Raw genomic sequence first — 13,133 nt, forward strand, 5'->3', positions numbered from 1 at the left:
CCGTGGACTCAGTCCACGGCCTTGACCGAGTGCCCGCCGAACTGGTTGCGGAGCGCCGCCACGGCCTTCATCGCGGGCGAGTCCTCCTGGCGGGAGACGAAGCGGGCGAAGATCGAGGCGCTGATCGTGGGCACCGGGACGGCGTTGTTGATGGCCTCCTCGATGGTCCAGCGGCCTTCGCCCGAGTCCTGGACGTAGCCCTCGATGTGCTCGAACTCCGGGTCCTGCTCGAGGGCGCGGACGAGGAGCTCGAGGAGCCAGGAGCGGACGACCGTGCCGCGCTGCCACGCCTTGAAGGTGCCCGTGACGTCCTTGATGATGTCCTTGCGCGTGTCGAGGAGCTCGTAGCCCTCGGCGAACGCCTGCATGAGCGCGTACTCGATGCCGTTGTGGACCATCTTCGCGTAGTGGCCGGCGCCGACCTCGCCCACGTGGACGAAGCCCTCCTCGCGGGGGCCTTCGGGGCGCAGCGCGTCGAAGACGGGCATGGCGTACTCGACGAGCTCGCTCGGGCCGCCGACCATGAGGCCGTAGCCGTTCTCGAGGCCCCACACGCCGCCGGAGACGCCGGCGTCGATGTAGTGGATGCCCTTGGGCTTGAGGAGCGCGTCGTGCTTGAAGTCCTCGGTGAAGCGCGAGTTGCCGCCGTCGATGACGAGGTCGCCCTCATCGAGCTTCTCGGACAGGTCGGTGATGACGCTGTCCGTGATGGCGCCGGCGGGGACCATGACCCACACGACGCGGGGCGTGGGGAGCGCGGCGATCATCTCGTCGAGGGAGGCGGAGTCGGACACGTCCGGGTTGCGGTCGTATCCGGTCACCTCCACTCCCTTCTCACGGAGGCGGGAGCGCATGTTGTCGCCCATCTTGCCGAGTCCGACGAGTCCGATGTGCATGGTGAACCTTCCTGGATTCATGAGCCGGCGGGCGGGCGCTCGTCGGGAGCGGGGAGGGTCGCGACGGTGCGATCGAGGAACGGGGGTCAGCGCAGGAGCAGGTTGGGCTGCAGCAGGTAGCGGTAGCTGTCGTTGCCGGGCTGGTCGCGCGAGGTCTGGGCCGTGAGGAGCACCGGACCGGGCTTGTTGGGGTTCTCGGTCTTCGTGAACGCGATGCGCACGAACTCCGAGTGCACCGCGGCGAGCCCGTCGAGCAGGAACTGCGGCTTCAGCGAGACGACGACGTTGCCTCCGGTCAGGATCGCGTCGATGCTCTCGGACGCCTGCGCCTGCTCCGATCCGATGGCCTCGAGGGTGAGTCCGTCGCTGCTGAAGCTGAAGCGGAGTGCGGCCTCGCGCTCGAGGACGAGGGAGACGCGGCGGGTGGCCTCGATGAGGTCGCTCGTCGCCATGACCGCGTAGTTCTCGACCGAGGCGGGGAAGAGGCGCTTGACCGGGGGGAAGTTCCCCTTGATCAGGAGCGACGTGACGGTCTTGCGATCGGCGGTGAAGGCGATGAGCTCGCGCTCGTCGCGCTGCGTGATCGCGACCGAGACGGTGCCGGAGTGGCCGAAGGTCTTGCCGACCTCCTGCAGGGTGCGGGCCGGGACGAGTGCGGTGAGGGGCTGGGTCGGAGCGGGGTTGTCGCCGTTGTCCCAGTCGATCTCGCGGACGGCGACGCGGTAGCGGTCCGTCGCGACGAGTCCGATGGTGTTCTCGGTGATCTCGAGCTGCACGCCCGTGATGACCGGGGTGACGTCGTCGCGGGACGCGGCTACGGCGACCTGCGAGATCGCGGCCGAGAAGGCGTCGGCGGGGACGAGCCCGGTCGACGCGTCGATCTCGGGGATCGACGGGTACTCCTCGACCGGCATCTGCAGCAGCGTGAAGTGGGCGGACCCGGCCGAGACCGAGACGCGCGACTCCTGCGTGGCGATGCGCACGGGGGCGTTCGGCAGACGGTTGGCGATGTCGGCGAGAAGGCGGCCCGAGACGAGGACGGTGCCGGTCTCCTCGACGTCGGCGGCGATCTGCGTCTGCGCCGAGACCTCGTAGTCGAAGGAGGAGAGCGTGAGGCCCTCGCTCGTCGCTTCGATGAGGACGCCGGAGAGGATCGGCAGGGTCGTGCGCTGCGGCAGCAGCTTGACCGCGAACGACACGGCCTCGCTGAAGACATCGCGGTTGGCTTGGAACCTCACGAAAACACCCCTGACGAGTCGCTGAAGAAGACCGACGCCCATCGTACTCGTGACTCTCGACGTGCTCAGAAGGGGGTGGACCCGCTGCCCGCTCGTCCGCTCCTCCACAAGGTTGTCGTTCGCGCCCTGATTAAAGAGAGAACTGCGTTAACAGTGTTAACACGTGTGGAAACTGTGGAAAACGCTCCGGACGCCTACTCGTTGCTGGCATGCGCGCCCTGTGCCCCTGTGGAGGAGGTGTGAGCGCGTCGGTGGACGCCCTGTTGACAGATCCGGACGCCCCGGCCCGATTCCACAGGCGGCTCGATCGGCCGCACAGTTCGAGGCCGGTTGTCCACAGTTATCCACAGGTTCTGCACACGTGTGGAAATCGACGGAATCCGTTCGATCCGTCGAACGCGGGTGGGCGCGGCGGCGTGTCGGAGGCGGTGACACTCGGCGGACGGCGGTCTCGATACGCCGCTTCGCGGCTACTCGACCAGCAAGGGATCGGCTGTCGGAGAGAGGCGCACGCGTCCTGCTCGCTGATCGAGTAGCGCCCGCAGGGCGCGTATCGAGATCCCCGTCACCGGAGGAGGGCGCCCTCGCCGCCGCGGGGCTGCGCCGGCTAGCGGTTCGTCTTGATGCGGGTGGTCAGCTCGGTGACCTGGTTGTAGATGCTGCGGCGCTCCTTCATGAGCTCCGAGATCTTCTTGTTCGCGTACATGACCGTCGTGTGGTCGCGGTTGCCGAACAGCTGGCCGATCTTGGGCAGCGACAGGTTCGTCAGCTCCCGGCACAGGTACATCGCGATCTGACGCGCGGTGGCCACGGCCTGCGAGCGGGACGAGCCGTAGAGGTCGTCGACCGTCAGCTTGAAGTAGTCGGCGGTGTGATTGATGATGTCGACCGGCGAGATGACGTTGTCCTCGTCGAGCGTGATCAGATCCTTGAGCACCGTCTGCACGAGCGACATGTCGACGGGCGTGCGGTTCAGGCTGGCGAACGCGGTGACGCGGATCAGCGTCCCCTCGAGCTCGCGGATGTTGCTCGACACCTTCGATGCCATGAACTCGAGGATGTCGTCCGGCACGAGCAGCTTCTCGCTGACCGCCTTCTTGCGGAGGATCGCGATGCGCGTCTCGAGGTCGGGCGCCTGCACGTCGGTGATGAGGCCCCACTCGAAGCGCGAGCGCATGCGGTCCTCGAAGCCGGTGAGCGCCTTGGGCGGCAGATCCGACGTGATCACGACCTGCTTGTTGTGATCGTGCAGCTGGTTGAACGTGTGGAAGAAGGCCTCCTGCGTCTCGGCCTTCCCCTGCAGGAACTGGATGTCGTCGATCAGGAGGATGTCGACGTTGCGGTACCGGCCGTGGAACGCGTTGCCCCGGTTGTTCGCGATCGAGTTGATGAAGTCGTTCGTGAACTCCTCGGAGGAGACGTACCGCACCCGGATGCCGGGGTAGAGGCTCATCGCGTAGTGGCCGATGGCGTGGAGGAGGTGGGTCTTGCCGAGGCCGGAGTCGCCGTAGACGAAGAGCGGGTTGTACGCCTTCGCGGGGGCCTCGGCGACCGCGACCGCTGCGGCGTGGGCGAAGCGGTTGGAGCCTCCGATGACGAAGTTGTCGAAGCTGTACTTCGGGTTGAGCCTCGTGTCGGTGGCCGGCACGGTCCGCATCTCGTCGACCGAGCGCACGGGGGCGAGGGAGGGGGAGGAGGCGGTGATCGGCTCGAACGGGTTCATCGACTCGGACGAGGTCGGCGAGCTCAGCGGCTCGTGCTCGATGTCGGGATTCACCACGAAGGCGAAGGTCGAGACCCCGAAGGAGTCGTCGAGCGTGCCGATCGCGCTGAGCAGCGGCACCCGCACGCGCTGCTCGAGCATGCCGCGGGTGAACTCGTTCGGGACCTCGAGGTAGAAGGTGCCCGCCATGATGCCCTTGGGCTCCACGAGCGAGACGAATCCGTAGAGCGGAGCGGTGATGCGCTCGTCCTGCGAGAGGGCCCCGAGGATCACCTTCCACGCGTCGACGATCGACGTGTCCTCTGGCATCTGTCTCCGGTCCTCGGTCGCTGTCGACATCCTGTGCGCCCTGCGGCATCGTTCACGACGGCGAACCCGCGGTTCCGTCGGCCGTCCGGACCCTTCGGGGGGACGGACGTCTTCCACAGGGTCTTCCACAGGGGGGAGCCGATGCCAGCGCGGACGCGGGCACGAGCCGTCTCGGCCTGTGGATAACTGCGGCTCAACACGGTAACGAAGGAGCCGACGGGAGACAAATCCACCACAGGGGCCTCCGCGTGTCAATGCGCGGAACGTGCCTCGTGCACGGGCAGAATCGAGGTTTCGGCCGCACCGTATTTGACCGGTGACGGGAGAGGCCGTAGTTTTAATCAGTTGACGCCTGCCCGGGGTCGCACGGTCGGTCCTCACGGACGGTGCCGGATCGGAGCCGGGCACCCTTTCTTCCCGGGGAACCGGGGCACCGCTCCGGCGGACGCCCCGCTGGTACCGAGGAACACGTACGTGGAGATTGAACTATGAGCAAGCGAACCTTCCAGCCGAACAACCGTCGTCGCGCCAAGGTGCACGGCTTCCGTCTGCGCATGCGCACCCGCGCCGGCCGCGGCATCCTGAGCGCGCGTCGCGCCAAGGGCCGCACCGAGCTCTCGGCGTAGAGCCCAGCGGTACCGACCAGCGGTGCTGGCCAGAGCCAATCGCATCGTCCGAGGTGACGAGTACCGGACAGTCGTCCGTCGCGGTGTGCGGTCCACAGGACCGCACACCGTCACGTATGTCCGGAGGTCCTCCTCGGCGACTCCCCCGCGGTTCGGATTCATCGTGGCCAAGTCCGTCGGGTCGGCCGTGACGCGCAACACCGTGCGCCGCCGCCTCAAGGCGATCGCGTTCGAGCTGGTCGGGCAGACCGACCACGGCACCGACGTCGTGATCCGAGCGCTGCCCAGCAGCGCGACCGCTCCCTGGTCGGAGTTGCGCCGCGAGGTCGTGGTCGCGATGACGCGGAACCCGCGCTCCGCCCGGGCCGCCGAGGTCCGCTCGTGACCACCTCCGTCCTCGACCGTCCGCTCTCGTGGCCGGTACGGGTGGCGTGGGGCGTGCTCCTGCTCCCCCGGAACATCGGGATCCTGCTGCTGCTCGTCTACCGGGCGGTCGTCTCCCCTCTGTACGGGGACGTCTGCCGCTACTACCCCTCGTGCTCCGCGTACGCGCTGCAGGCGGTCCAGCTCCACGGACTCGTCCTCGGCTCCGTCCTCGCTGCTCGTCGTCTGCTCCGCTGCCACCCGTGGGCGGCCGGCGGGGTCGACGACGTACCGACCTCGATCCCTCTGCACCGGCCGGCTCCGGGCCGCATCCGCTTCGCTGTGACGCGATTCGGATTCGTCGCGGGCCCTCGAAAGGACTGACCCCTCCCATGGACCTCCTCGGCACGATCCTCTGGCCCCTCAAATGGGCTGTCGAGCTGATCCTCGTCGCCTTCCATCAGCTGCTGACGCTGACCGGTATGGAGGCGGCGGCCGGCATCACCTGGGTGCTGTCGATCGTGGGCCTCGTCCTCGTCATCCGCGCCGCTCTGATCCCGATCTTCGTGAAGCAGATCAAGAGCCAGCGCCGCATGATGGAGGTGGCGCCGCAACTGAAGAAGATCCAGGACAAGTACAAGGGCAAGCGCGACCAGCTCTCCCGCGAGGCGATGTCCCGCGAGACCATGGAGCTCTACAAGAAGACGGGCACCAACCCGCTCGCCTCGTGCCTGCCCCTGCTGATCCAGATGCCGATCTTCTTCAGCCTGTTCTCGGTGCTGAACGACGCCCAGCGGAGCGAGGAGGGCGTCGGCCCCCTGAACGAGCAGCTCGCCCGCCAGTTCGGCGAGGCGAACCTGTTCGGCATCGCGCCGCTGCACCAGTCCATCCAGGGCGCCCTGCAGGAGGGCGGCCAGGAGCTCGTCGTCGTGATCGCCGTCATCATGGTGGTCCTGATGACCGCGTCGCAGTTCATCACCCAGCTGCAGATCGTCTCGAAGAACATGTCGCCCGAGGCCAAGGCCTCGCCGACCTTCAAGCAGCAGCGGATCCTGCTCTACATCCTCCCCCTCGTGTTCGCCTTCTCGGGCTTCGCGTTCCCCCTCGGCGTCATGTTCTACTGGCTGACCTCGAACATCTGGACGATGATCCAGCAGTTCATCGTCATCCGGAACATGCCCACCCCCGGCAGCGAGGCCGCCAAGGCCCGCGAGGAGCGACTGCGCCGCAAGGGCAAGCTCGTCGAGGAGACCAACGTCGCGGGCGAGACCACGCTGGTGGAGAAGAAGGTCGTGCAGCGTCAGCAGCCCGTCGGCAAGAACCGCGCCAAGAAGCAAGCCGGAAAGAAGTAGGACCGCCATGACCGACCAGACGCAGACCACTCCGGCCCTCGCACCGTCGTTCGACGAGGCCCCCCTGCCCGCCGAGGCGCCGGCCGCTGCCGCCGTTCCGACGCCGGAGGACGACGCTCCCGCATCGACTCTGGCGCAGCTCGAGGACGAGGGCGACGTCGCCGCGGACTACATCGAGGAGTTCCTCGACATCTGCGACCTCGACGGCGACATCGACATCGAGGTGCGCAACGGCCGCGCCTACCTGTCGGTCACGGCGACCGGCGACACCAACCTCCGGGTCCTGTCGCGCCCGGACGCGGTCCAGGCCCTGCAGGAGCTGACGCGCCTCGCGGTGCAGACGAAGACGGGTGCCTTCTCGCGCCTCATCCTCGACATCGGCGGCTCGCGGGACGCCCGCGAGAACGAGCTCGCTCAGCTCGTCGACCGCGCCATCGAGCGCATCGAGGAGGGCGCGACGTCGGCGTCGCTCCCTCCGATGTCGTCCTACGAGCGCAAGCTGGTGCACGACATGGTGGGCGAGCGCGGTTTCGTGTCGGAGTCGCGTGGCGAGGCGCGCGAGCGCCACACCGTCATCACCCGCGGCTGATCGCCGTGGAGCCGACCCTCGAGGCCGAGCCGGACGCCGCTGCGGCGATCGCGGGCGATCGGCTGCCGGTCCTCCGCGCGTTCACGGAGTCGCTGGCCGCGCAGGGTGAGGAGCGCGGTCTGATCGGCCCACTCGAGCTCCCCCGCCTGTGGACCAGGCACGTGCTCAACAGCGCGCTGGTGGCCCCTCTGCTGCGTCCGGGGCTGGTGGGTGATGTCGGCAGTGGGGCCGGCCTTCCCGGGCTCGTGCTGGGCATCGTGCGGCCGGACGTGCGGTTCGTGCTGATCGAGCCCATGGAGCGGCGCATCGTGTGGCTCCGCGAGCAGGTTGCGGAGCTCGGACTCGAGAATGTCTCAGTTCTTCGGGCCCGCGCTGAGGAGGTACGACTCGAGGAACCGCTGGATCAGGTCACGGCCAGGGCCGTCAGTGCGCTGTCGAAGCTGATCCCTCTCACCGCGCCGCTGCTCCGCCCGGGCGGCGAGCTCGTCCTACTGAAGGGCATCAACGCCGAGAAGGAGATCGCGGCCGCCGAGAAGGTTCTCCGGCGCTTCCGGGTGTCTCCTCCCAAGGTCGTGGTGCTGGGCGACGGCGTGCTCTCCGAGGTCACGCGCGTGGTCCGGGCTACAGTGGGTTGATCCGCCGACCTCGCAGATGATCCGTTCCGGATCCTCGATCGTCGGCCCCGGTGGCACCCGCCCTGATCCGATTGCCGAGCGAAGGTTTCACGTGAAACGACCCGATTCCGATGTGGCCGGACAGTCCGGGGGATTCGACGCCTCCACTCCCCTGGCCCGCGAGATCGCCGACATGACCCGCCGGCGCGCGTTGCTGAATGCTCAGCCGCTGCCCAAGCCGGATTCGACGCGTGTCATCACCATCTCGAACCAGAAGGGCGGGGTCGGCAAGACGACCACGACCGTGAACCTGGCGGCCGGGTTGGCGCGGGGCGACGCGAAGGTCCTGGTCATCGACCTCGATCCTCAGGGCAACGCCTCGACGGCACTCGGGATCGAGCACCGGGCGGACACCCGCAGCGTGTACGACGTCATCGTCAACGACACTCCCCTCGCGGAGGTCGTTCAGAAGAGCCCCGAGTTCGCCTCGCTCTACGGGGTGCCGGCGACGATCCACCTCGCCGGCGCCGAGATCGAGCTCGTCTCCCTCGTCGCCCGCGAGCAGCGTCTTCGCCGAGCGCTCGACAAGATGCTCGAGAAGATGGAGGAGCCCTTCGACTACGTGTTCATCGACTGCCCGCCGTCGCTCGGGTTGCTGACGATCAACGCCTTCGTTGCGGCGCGCGAAGTGCTGATCCCCATCCAGTGCGAGTACTACGCGCTCGAAGGGCTCAGCCAGCTGCTGAAGAACATCGACCTGATCGAGCGGCACTTGAACCCGAATCTCGGGGTGTCGACGATCCTGCTCACCATGTTCGACGGGCGCACGAACCTCTCCCACCAGGTTGCGGCCGACGTGCGCGAGCACTTCCCCAAGGAGGTCCTGAGGGCGGTCATCCCCCGGAACGTCCGCATCTCCGAGGCGCCGAGCTACGGGCAGAGCGTGATCAGCTACGACCCGCAGTCGTCAGGATCGCTGGCGTACCTCGAAGCCGCGGCGGAACTCGCGCGGCGGGGCGCACGGAAGGTCGAGAACACCGAGAACGAAGGGCAGGCACGCTGATGGCGACGAAGCGGACTGGACTGGGCCGGGGCATCGGCTCGCTCATCCCGACCAGCGATGAGACGCGCTCGCGTCCGGTCGATGTGTTCTTCCCCGACCAGAACGTCGACGTCCAGTCGGCGGACGATCTGCTCGACGTGCCGGGCGCGCGGCTCGCACGACTCCCCCTCGAGGACATCGTGCCGAACGCGGCTCAGCCTCGGACGGTCTTCGATCAGGACGACCTCGCCGAACTGATCCACAGCGTGCGGGAGTACGGGGTTCTGCAGCCGATCGTGGTGCGGCCGGTCTCCGGCCGTAGTGGTGCGAAATTCGAGCTGGTGATGGGGGAGCGCCGATTCCGGGCCTCCCAGGCGGCCGGGCTGACGACGATCCCTGCGGTCATCAAGGACACCGCGGACGAGAACATGCTGCGCGATGCGCTGCTCGAGAACCTGCACCGGGCGGAACTGAACCCGCTCGAAGAGGCGTCGGCGTACCAGCAGCTGCTCAGCGACTTCGGGATCACGCAGGAGGCTCTCGCCACTCGACTGGGCCGATCCCGCCCGCAGATCTCGAACACGCTGCGCCTCCTGCGCCTTCCGTCCGACGTGCAGGCTCGTGTCGCCGCCGGAGTCCTCACTGCCGGCCATGCTCGGGCGGTACTCTCGCTCGATGACGTCGAGCTGATGCGGCGTCTCGCGGACAAGATCGTGAACGAGGACCTCTCTGTGCGCGCGGCAGAGGCCGCCGCCGCACAGATGAAGGCTCCGCGTAATGCGGTTCGCCCGGCGCCGGAGGAGCGTGGCGGCCATGTGGGGCACCTGAGCTCGATCGCGGATCACCTCGGAGACCGACTGAACACTCGCGTGAAGGTCACCTTGGGTGCTCGCAAGGGCCAGATGGTGATCGACTTCGCGACCATCCAGGATCTGAACCGCATTCTTGCCGAGATCGGCGAGCCGTCTGAAGTGTCGCTCGCGCCGTAGGTCGCTGTGATGTTTCACGGGAAACGCCCCGGAGTGATCTCTACTCCGGGGCGTTCTCGCGTTGAAAGAAGAGCGATCTAAGCCGTTTCCTCGCCGAGGATAGGGTCGTGCTGTTGATATCGATACGCCGCGCTGCGCGAGCTACTCGATCAGCGACTACTGATCACGTCCACCGTTTCACGTGAAACGGCGGAAAGAACTCCGTCAGTGCCGTCGTCGCGCAATACTTCTTGGCCGCGTCGCGAGTCTTCACCACGAAGGCCACGTTGCACGGGTTATTCATTTAGAGATTTCGGGTGTTTCACGTGAAACGGCAGAGTCCGCTCCATCACGATTGCTGTCGCGTTGCCTGGCTGAGCCGGATCCGCGGGTGGATCTACTGAGAAAGGACTCCCGCCTCCTCGCTGGTCGAGTAGCCCCGAGGGGGCGTATCGAGACCCAAGTCTTCCAGAAGATCCGTCTCGTCCCTGCCCTGCGTCGGCGCCGAAGGCGCCCCCTGCGCCCGGTGCGCGAGCTCTTCGACCAGCAAGTACCGAAGAATTGCGGCTCGGCGATATGCACAGCGCACGGCTCATGTCCTCCGACAAGAATGGAGCCGTTCACTCCCGTCTTCACTGGTGCGCGACGCGATCACGTTTCACGTGAAACCCTTGGCACGGGATCCTCTTCGCGAGGTGCTGCCGCTGTGCCATTCGACTGCCGCGGTGCGGGTCGTTTCTCATGCGCCGATCTCGAAAGGGCTGCTACGGGTCTACCCGGACAGCGGCTGCAGGACACTCTCGATCTTCTTTCGAGGAGTTCCAGGCCGAGTGCAGTGGTCAGGACAGAGGCGAGGCCGAAGAGCGCTGGTGCGGTGAGCGTTTCACGTGAAACGCTCGACAAGCGCGAATCAGATGCGCGCGGTATGTCCGAGTACCGCGCAGTGCGCCAGAGTCGAATAGACGTCGCCGAGATAACGGCCGGAGGCCTCGATGGCCTGGGGGACCAGGGACGTCTCGGTCAGGCCGGGGATGACATTCGCATCGAAGAACCAGGGACGACCATCGGCGTGGATGACGAAGTCGATCCGGGAGAGATCCCGGAGTCCGAGGAGCCGGTGAACAGCGACGGCCGCGGCGGAGACTTCGGCGAGTGCCTCCGGAGCGACGCGCGCAGGAACGTAGAAGCGGGTCTCCCCAGCCGTGTAGCGCGCGTCGAACGTGTACACGCCTCCGATCGGCTCGATCTCGATCACGGGAAGAGCGACCGGGCCGTCTCCGAGGTCGAGGACACCGACCGCCACTTCCGTCCCATGGACGCGCTCCTCGATCAGGACGACGTCACCGTAGGTGTAGGCGCTGACCATGGCTCGCGCGAGATCTCCGTCGGCGTCGACGATGCTGACCCCCTGAGCCGAGCCGCCTTGAGCCGGCTTGACCACCAGATCGCCGGACAGATGAGATCGCAACTGCGCGAGGATGGCTGCGGCGCCGAGCTCGCGGAAAGTGTCGCGGGGGAGGGTGAGGGAGCGCGGTGTGAGGATGCCTGCGCGCGCTACCAGGGTCTTCGCGGTCGGCTTGAACCAGGCGAGCCGCGCGGCGTCGGCGTCGGATCCCACGTAGGGCAGACCGGCGGCCTCGAGCAACCCCAGCAGCGCTCCGTCTTCTCCGCTGGCTCCGTGGACCGCAGGCCAGACGAGGTCCGGGCGAGCATCGGCCAGGAACGGAAGCAGATCCGCATCCGGTTCGCGAGTGGTCACGCGGTGCCCGAGCGCGGCGAGTCGGTCGGCGACACGACGCCCTGACCGGAGGGACACGTCCCGCTCATGGCTGATACCGCCGCTCACGACGACGATGTCCAGGGAGTCGCCGGACGTGCGGAAACTGGTCATGATCAGGCCTTTTGTTTGAAGATCGGTCGGTCAGGAGACCGTCGGGGGCAGGCTGACGACCGTCTGCTCGTCCGCGGAAGTGCGGATCGGCTTGGTGTCGGCGAAAGTCGACAGGAGATCGAGCTCGCCGTTGATGACCGTGGCGAGCCGCCGGATCCCGTCACCGATCCGCTCGGGAGTCGGATAGCAGAAGGAGAGACGGATGTTCTGTCGGCCGTCGCCGTTTCCGAAGAAGGCGGTCCCGGGGGTGTAGGCCACCAGTTCCTTCACGGCCCGGGGGAGCATCGCCTTGGAGTCGAGCTCGTCCGGCAGTGTGAGCCAGACATAGAAGCCTCCGTTGGGGTTCGTCCAGGTGAGCGAGGGCAGATGAGTCTCGAGCCCGCGCAGCATCGCCTCCTTGCGCGCGCGGTAGACACCGCGGAAGGTGTCGATCTGCGCATTCCAGTCCGCGGTGGCGAGGTACTTCGAGATGACCAGCTGACTGAAGGAGGACGGGCTGAGCACCGCGGCCTCGTTGGCGAGGATGAGCTTCTCGCGGATGGCGTGCGGCGCCAGCGCCCAGCCGACACGGAAGCCGGGAGCGAGGGTCTTCGAGAAGGTGCCGAGGTAGATGACACCGTCCTCCTCGAGAGACCGCATCGCCTTCGGCGGGACGTCCTCGAAGTAGAGGAGTCCGTACGGGTTGTCCTCGAGCACGAGGATCCCCTCGCTCTTGCAGATCTCGAGGATCTCGACTCGTCGCTCCCAGCTCAGCGTGACGCCGGCGGGGTTGTGGAAGGTCGGGATGGTGTAGAGGAACTTGATGGTCCTCCCCTGCCCCCGGACCCGAGCGATGTGCTCGCGGAGGGACTCCGGGATCAGGCCGTGCTCGTCCATGGCGACGTGCTCGATGTCGGCCTGGTACGAGCGGAAGATGACCATCGCGGTGACGTAGCTGGGCCCCTCGGAGAGGACGACGTCCCCCGGGTCGAGGAAGATCTTCGAGACGAGCTCCAGGGCGTGCTGAGAGCCCGTGGTGACGACCACGTCGTCAGCGCTGGCCGAGATGCCTTCGAGAGCCATCACCTCGAGGATCTGCTCGCGCAGGACGGGAACACCCTGTCCCGAGCCGTATTGCAGCGCGACCGGACCCTGCTCGCGCATCACCGAGTCGATCGCTCCCGTGACGAGATCCTGCGGCAGGGCGGACACGAACGGCATGCCTCCCGCGAGCGAGACGACTTCGGGGCGCGAGGCGACCGCGAACAGGGCTCGGACCTCGCTGGCGGCCAGACCGGCCGTCCGCTCCGCATAGGAGTCGTACCAGGGGTCGAGGTTGGTGCCGCGGTTGATCACGATGTCGTCGTTCCGGTCGTCGAATGGAGGCCCGGCCGTTCGACCGGGTCCGTCCACACTATCCGGCGACTGTTCCGCCGAAGCGGGGCCGTTCGACTCCACTCCGCTGTCGGTGGCCCGAGCTGTTTCACGTGAAACAGCACGAAGCCCCCGCCCGAAGGGGCGAGGGCTCCGTGGATCCGACTCG

General features: G+C 67.1%; 13 protein-coding genes. 8 read left to right on the forward strand and 5 right to left on the reverse strand.

All coding sequences use genetic code 11. From position 1 onward, the window contains the following. Nucleotides 1–8: 8 nt before the first annotated feature. The 3 genes from gnd to dnaA form a co-directional block, all read right to left on the reverse strand. Nucleotides 9–896 (reverse strand): phosphogluconate dehydrogenase (NAD(+)-dependent, decarboxylating), encoded by an 888-nt coding sequence (gene gnd / locus C1I63_RS04750; RefSeq protein WP_055784501.1) that lies wholly within the window; start codon nt 894–896, stop codon nt 9–11. Nucleotides 897–982: 86 nt separating this feature from the next. Further along, a complete protein-coding gene (dnaN, locus tag C1I63_RS04755; protein WP_107573960.1) occupies nt 983–2,134 on the reverse strand; it encodes a DNA polymerase III subunit beta in 1,152 nt (383 codons plus the stop codon). A gap of 607 nt (nt 2,135–2,741) precedes the next feature. After that, nucleotides 2,742–4,196: a chromosomal replication initiator protein DnaA gene (gene dnaA / locus C1I63_RS04760; protein WP_372488182.1), complete on the reverse strand. Its 1,455-nt coding sequence runs from the start codon at nt 4,194–4,196 to the stop codon at nt 2,742–2,744. 458 nt (nt 4,197–4,654) lie between these two features. Here dnaA and rpmH point away from each other — a divergent pair, with 458 nt between their 5' ends. The 8 genes from rpmH (at nt 4,655) to C1I63_RS04800 (ending at nt 9,741) form a co-directional block, all read left to right on the forward strand. Next, on the forward strand, nt 4,655–4,792 hold the full coding sequence (gene rpmH, locus C1I63_RS04765) for a 50S ribosomal protein L34 (RefSeq protein WP_055784512.1): 138 nt from the start codon (nt 4,655–4,657) through the stop codon (nt 4,790–4,792). Between the two features lie 22 nt (nt 4,793–4,814). Next, nucleotides 4,815–5,177, forward strand: coding sequence for a ribonuclease P protein component (rnpA, locus tag C1I63_RS04770; RefSeq protein WP_107573961.1), 363 nt, complete (start codon nt 4,815–4,817; stop codon nt 5,175–5,177). Next, the gene (gene yidD / locus C1I63_RS04775; RefSeq protein ID WP_055784517.1) at nt 5,174–5,539 is read left to right on the forward strand and encodes a membrane protein insertion efficiency factor YidD; all 366 of its coding nucleotides are present in this window, start codon (nt 5,174–5,176) and stop codon (nt 5,537–5,539) included. The genes rnpA and yidD overlap by 4 nt, the downstream gene beginning before the upstream one ends. A gap of 8 nt (nt 5,540–5,547) precedes the next feature. Then, complete coding sequence (yidC, locus tag C1I63_RS04780; protein WP_056868845.1) at nt 5,548–6,507, forward strand: membrane protein insertase YidC; 960 nt, start codon at nt 5,548–5,550, stop codon at nt 6,505–6,507. A 7-nt stretch (nt 6,508–6,514) separates the two neighbouring features. Next, a complete protein-coding gene (locus C1I63_RS04785) occupies nt 6,515–7,096 on the forward strand; it encodes a Jag family protein (protein WP_107573962.1) in 582 nt (193 codons plus the stop codon). Next, on the forward strand, nt 7,096–7,731 hold the full coding sequence (gene rsmG, locus C1I63_RS04790) for a 16S rRNA (guanine(527)-N(7))-methyltransferase RsmG (RefSeq protein WP_425326986.1): 636 nt from the start codon (nt 7,096–7,098) through the stop codon (nt 7,729–7,731). The genes C1I63_RS04785 and rsmG overlap by 1 nt, the downstream gene beginning before the upstream one ends. A gap of 91 nt (nt 7,732–7,822) precedes the next feature. Next, nucleotides 7,823–8,773 carry a ParA family protein gene (locus tag C1I63_RS04795; protein ID WP_107573964.1) on the forward strand — a complete coding sequence of 317 codons (951 nt, stop codon included), beginning with the start codon at nt 7,823–7,825 and terminating at the stop codon, nt 8,771–8,773. Next, a complete protein-coding gene (locus C1I63_RS04800; RefSeq protein ID WP_107573965.1) occupies nt 8,773–9,741 on the forward strand; it encodes a ParB/RepB/Spo0J family partition protein in 969 nt (322 codons plus the stop codon). Before C1I63_RS04795 ends, C1I63_RS04800 begins: the two co-directional genes overlap by 1 nt. Nucleotides 9,742–10,630: 889 nt before the next feature. Here C1I63_RS04800 and C1I63_RS04805 read toward each other — a convergent pair. Both C1I63_RS04805 and C1I63_RS04810 read right to left on the reverse strand, forming a co-directional pair. Further along, on the reverse strand, nt 10,631–11,611 hold the full coding sequence (locus C1I63_RS04805; RefSeq protein ID WP_107573966.1) for a D-alanine--D-alanine ligase family protein: 981 nt from the start codon (nt 11,609–11,611) through the stop codon (nt 10,631–10,633). A gap of 30 nt (nt 11,612–11,641) precedes the next feature. Next, nucleotides 11,642–12,943: an aminotransferase-like domain-containing protein gene (locus C1I63_RS04810; RefSeq protein ID WP_211315652.1), complete on the reverse strand. Its 1,302-nt coding sequence runs from the start codon at nt 12,941–12,943 to the stop codon at nt 11,642–11,644. Nucleotides 12,944–13,133 lie beyond the last annotated feature (190 nt).

Origin of the sequence: Rathayibacter caricis DSM 15933 (assembly GCF_003044275.1) — a bacterium.
Classification (GTDB): Bacteria; Actinomycetota; Actinomycetes; order Actinomycetales; family Microbacteriaceae; genus Rathayibacter; species Rathayibacter caricis.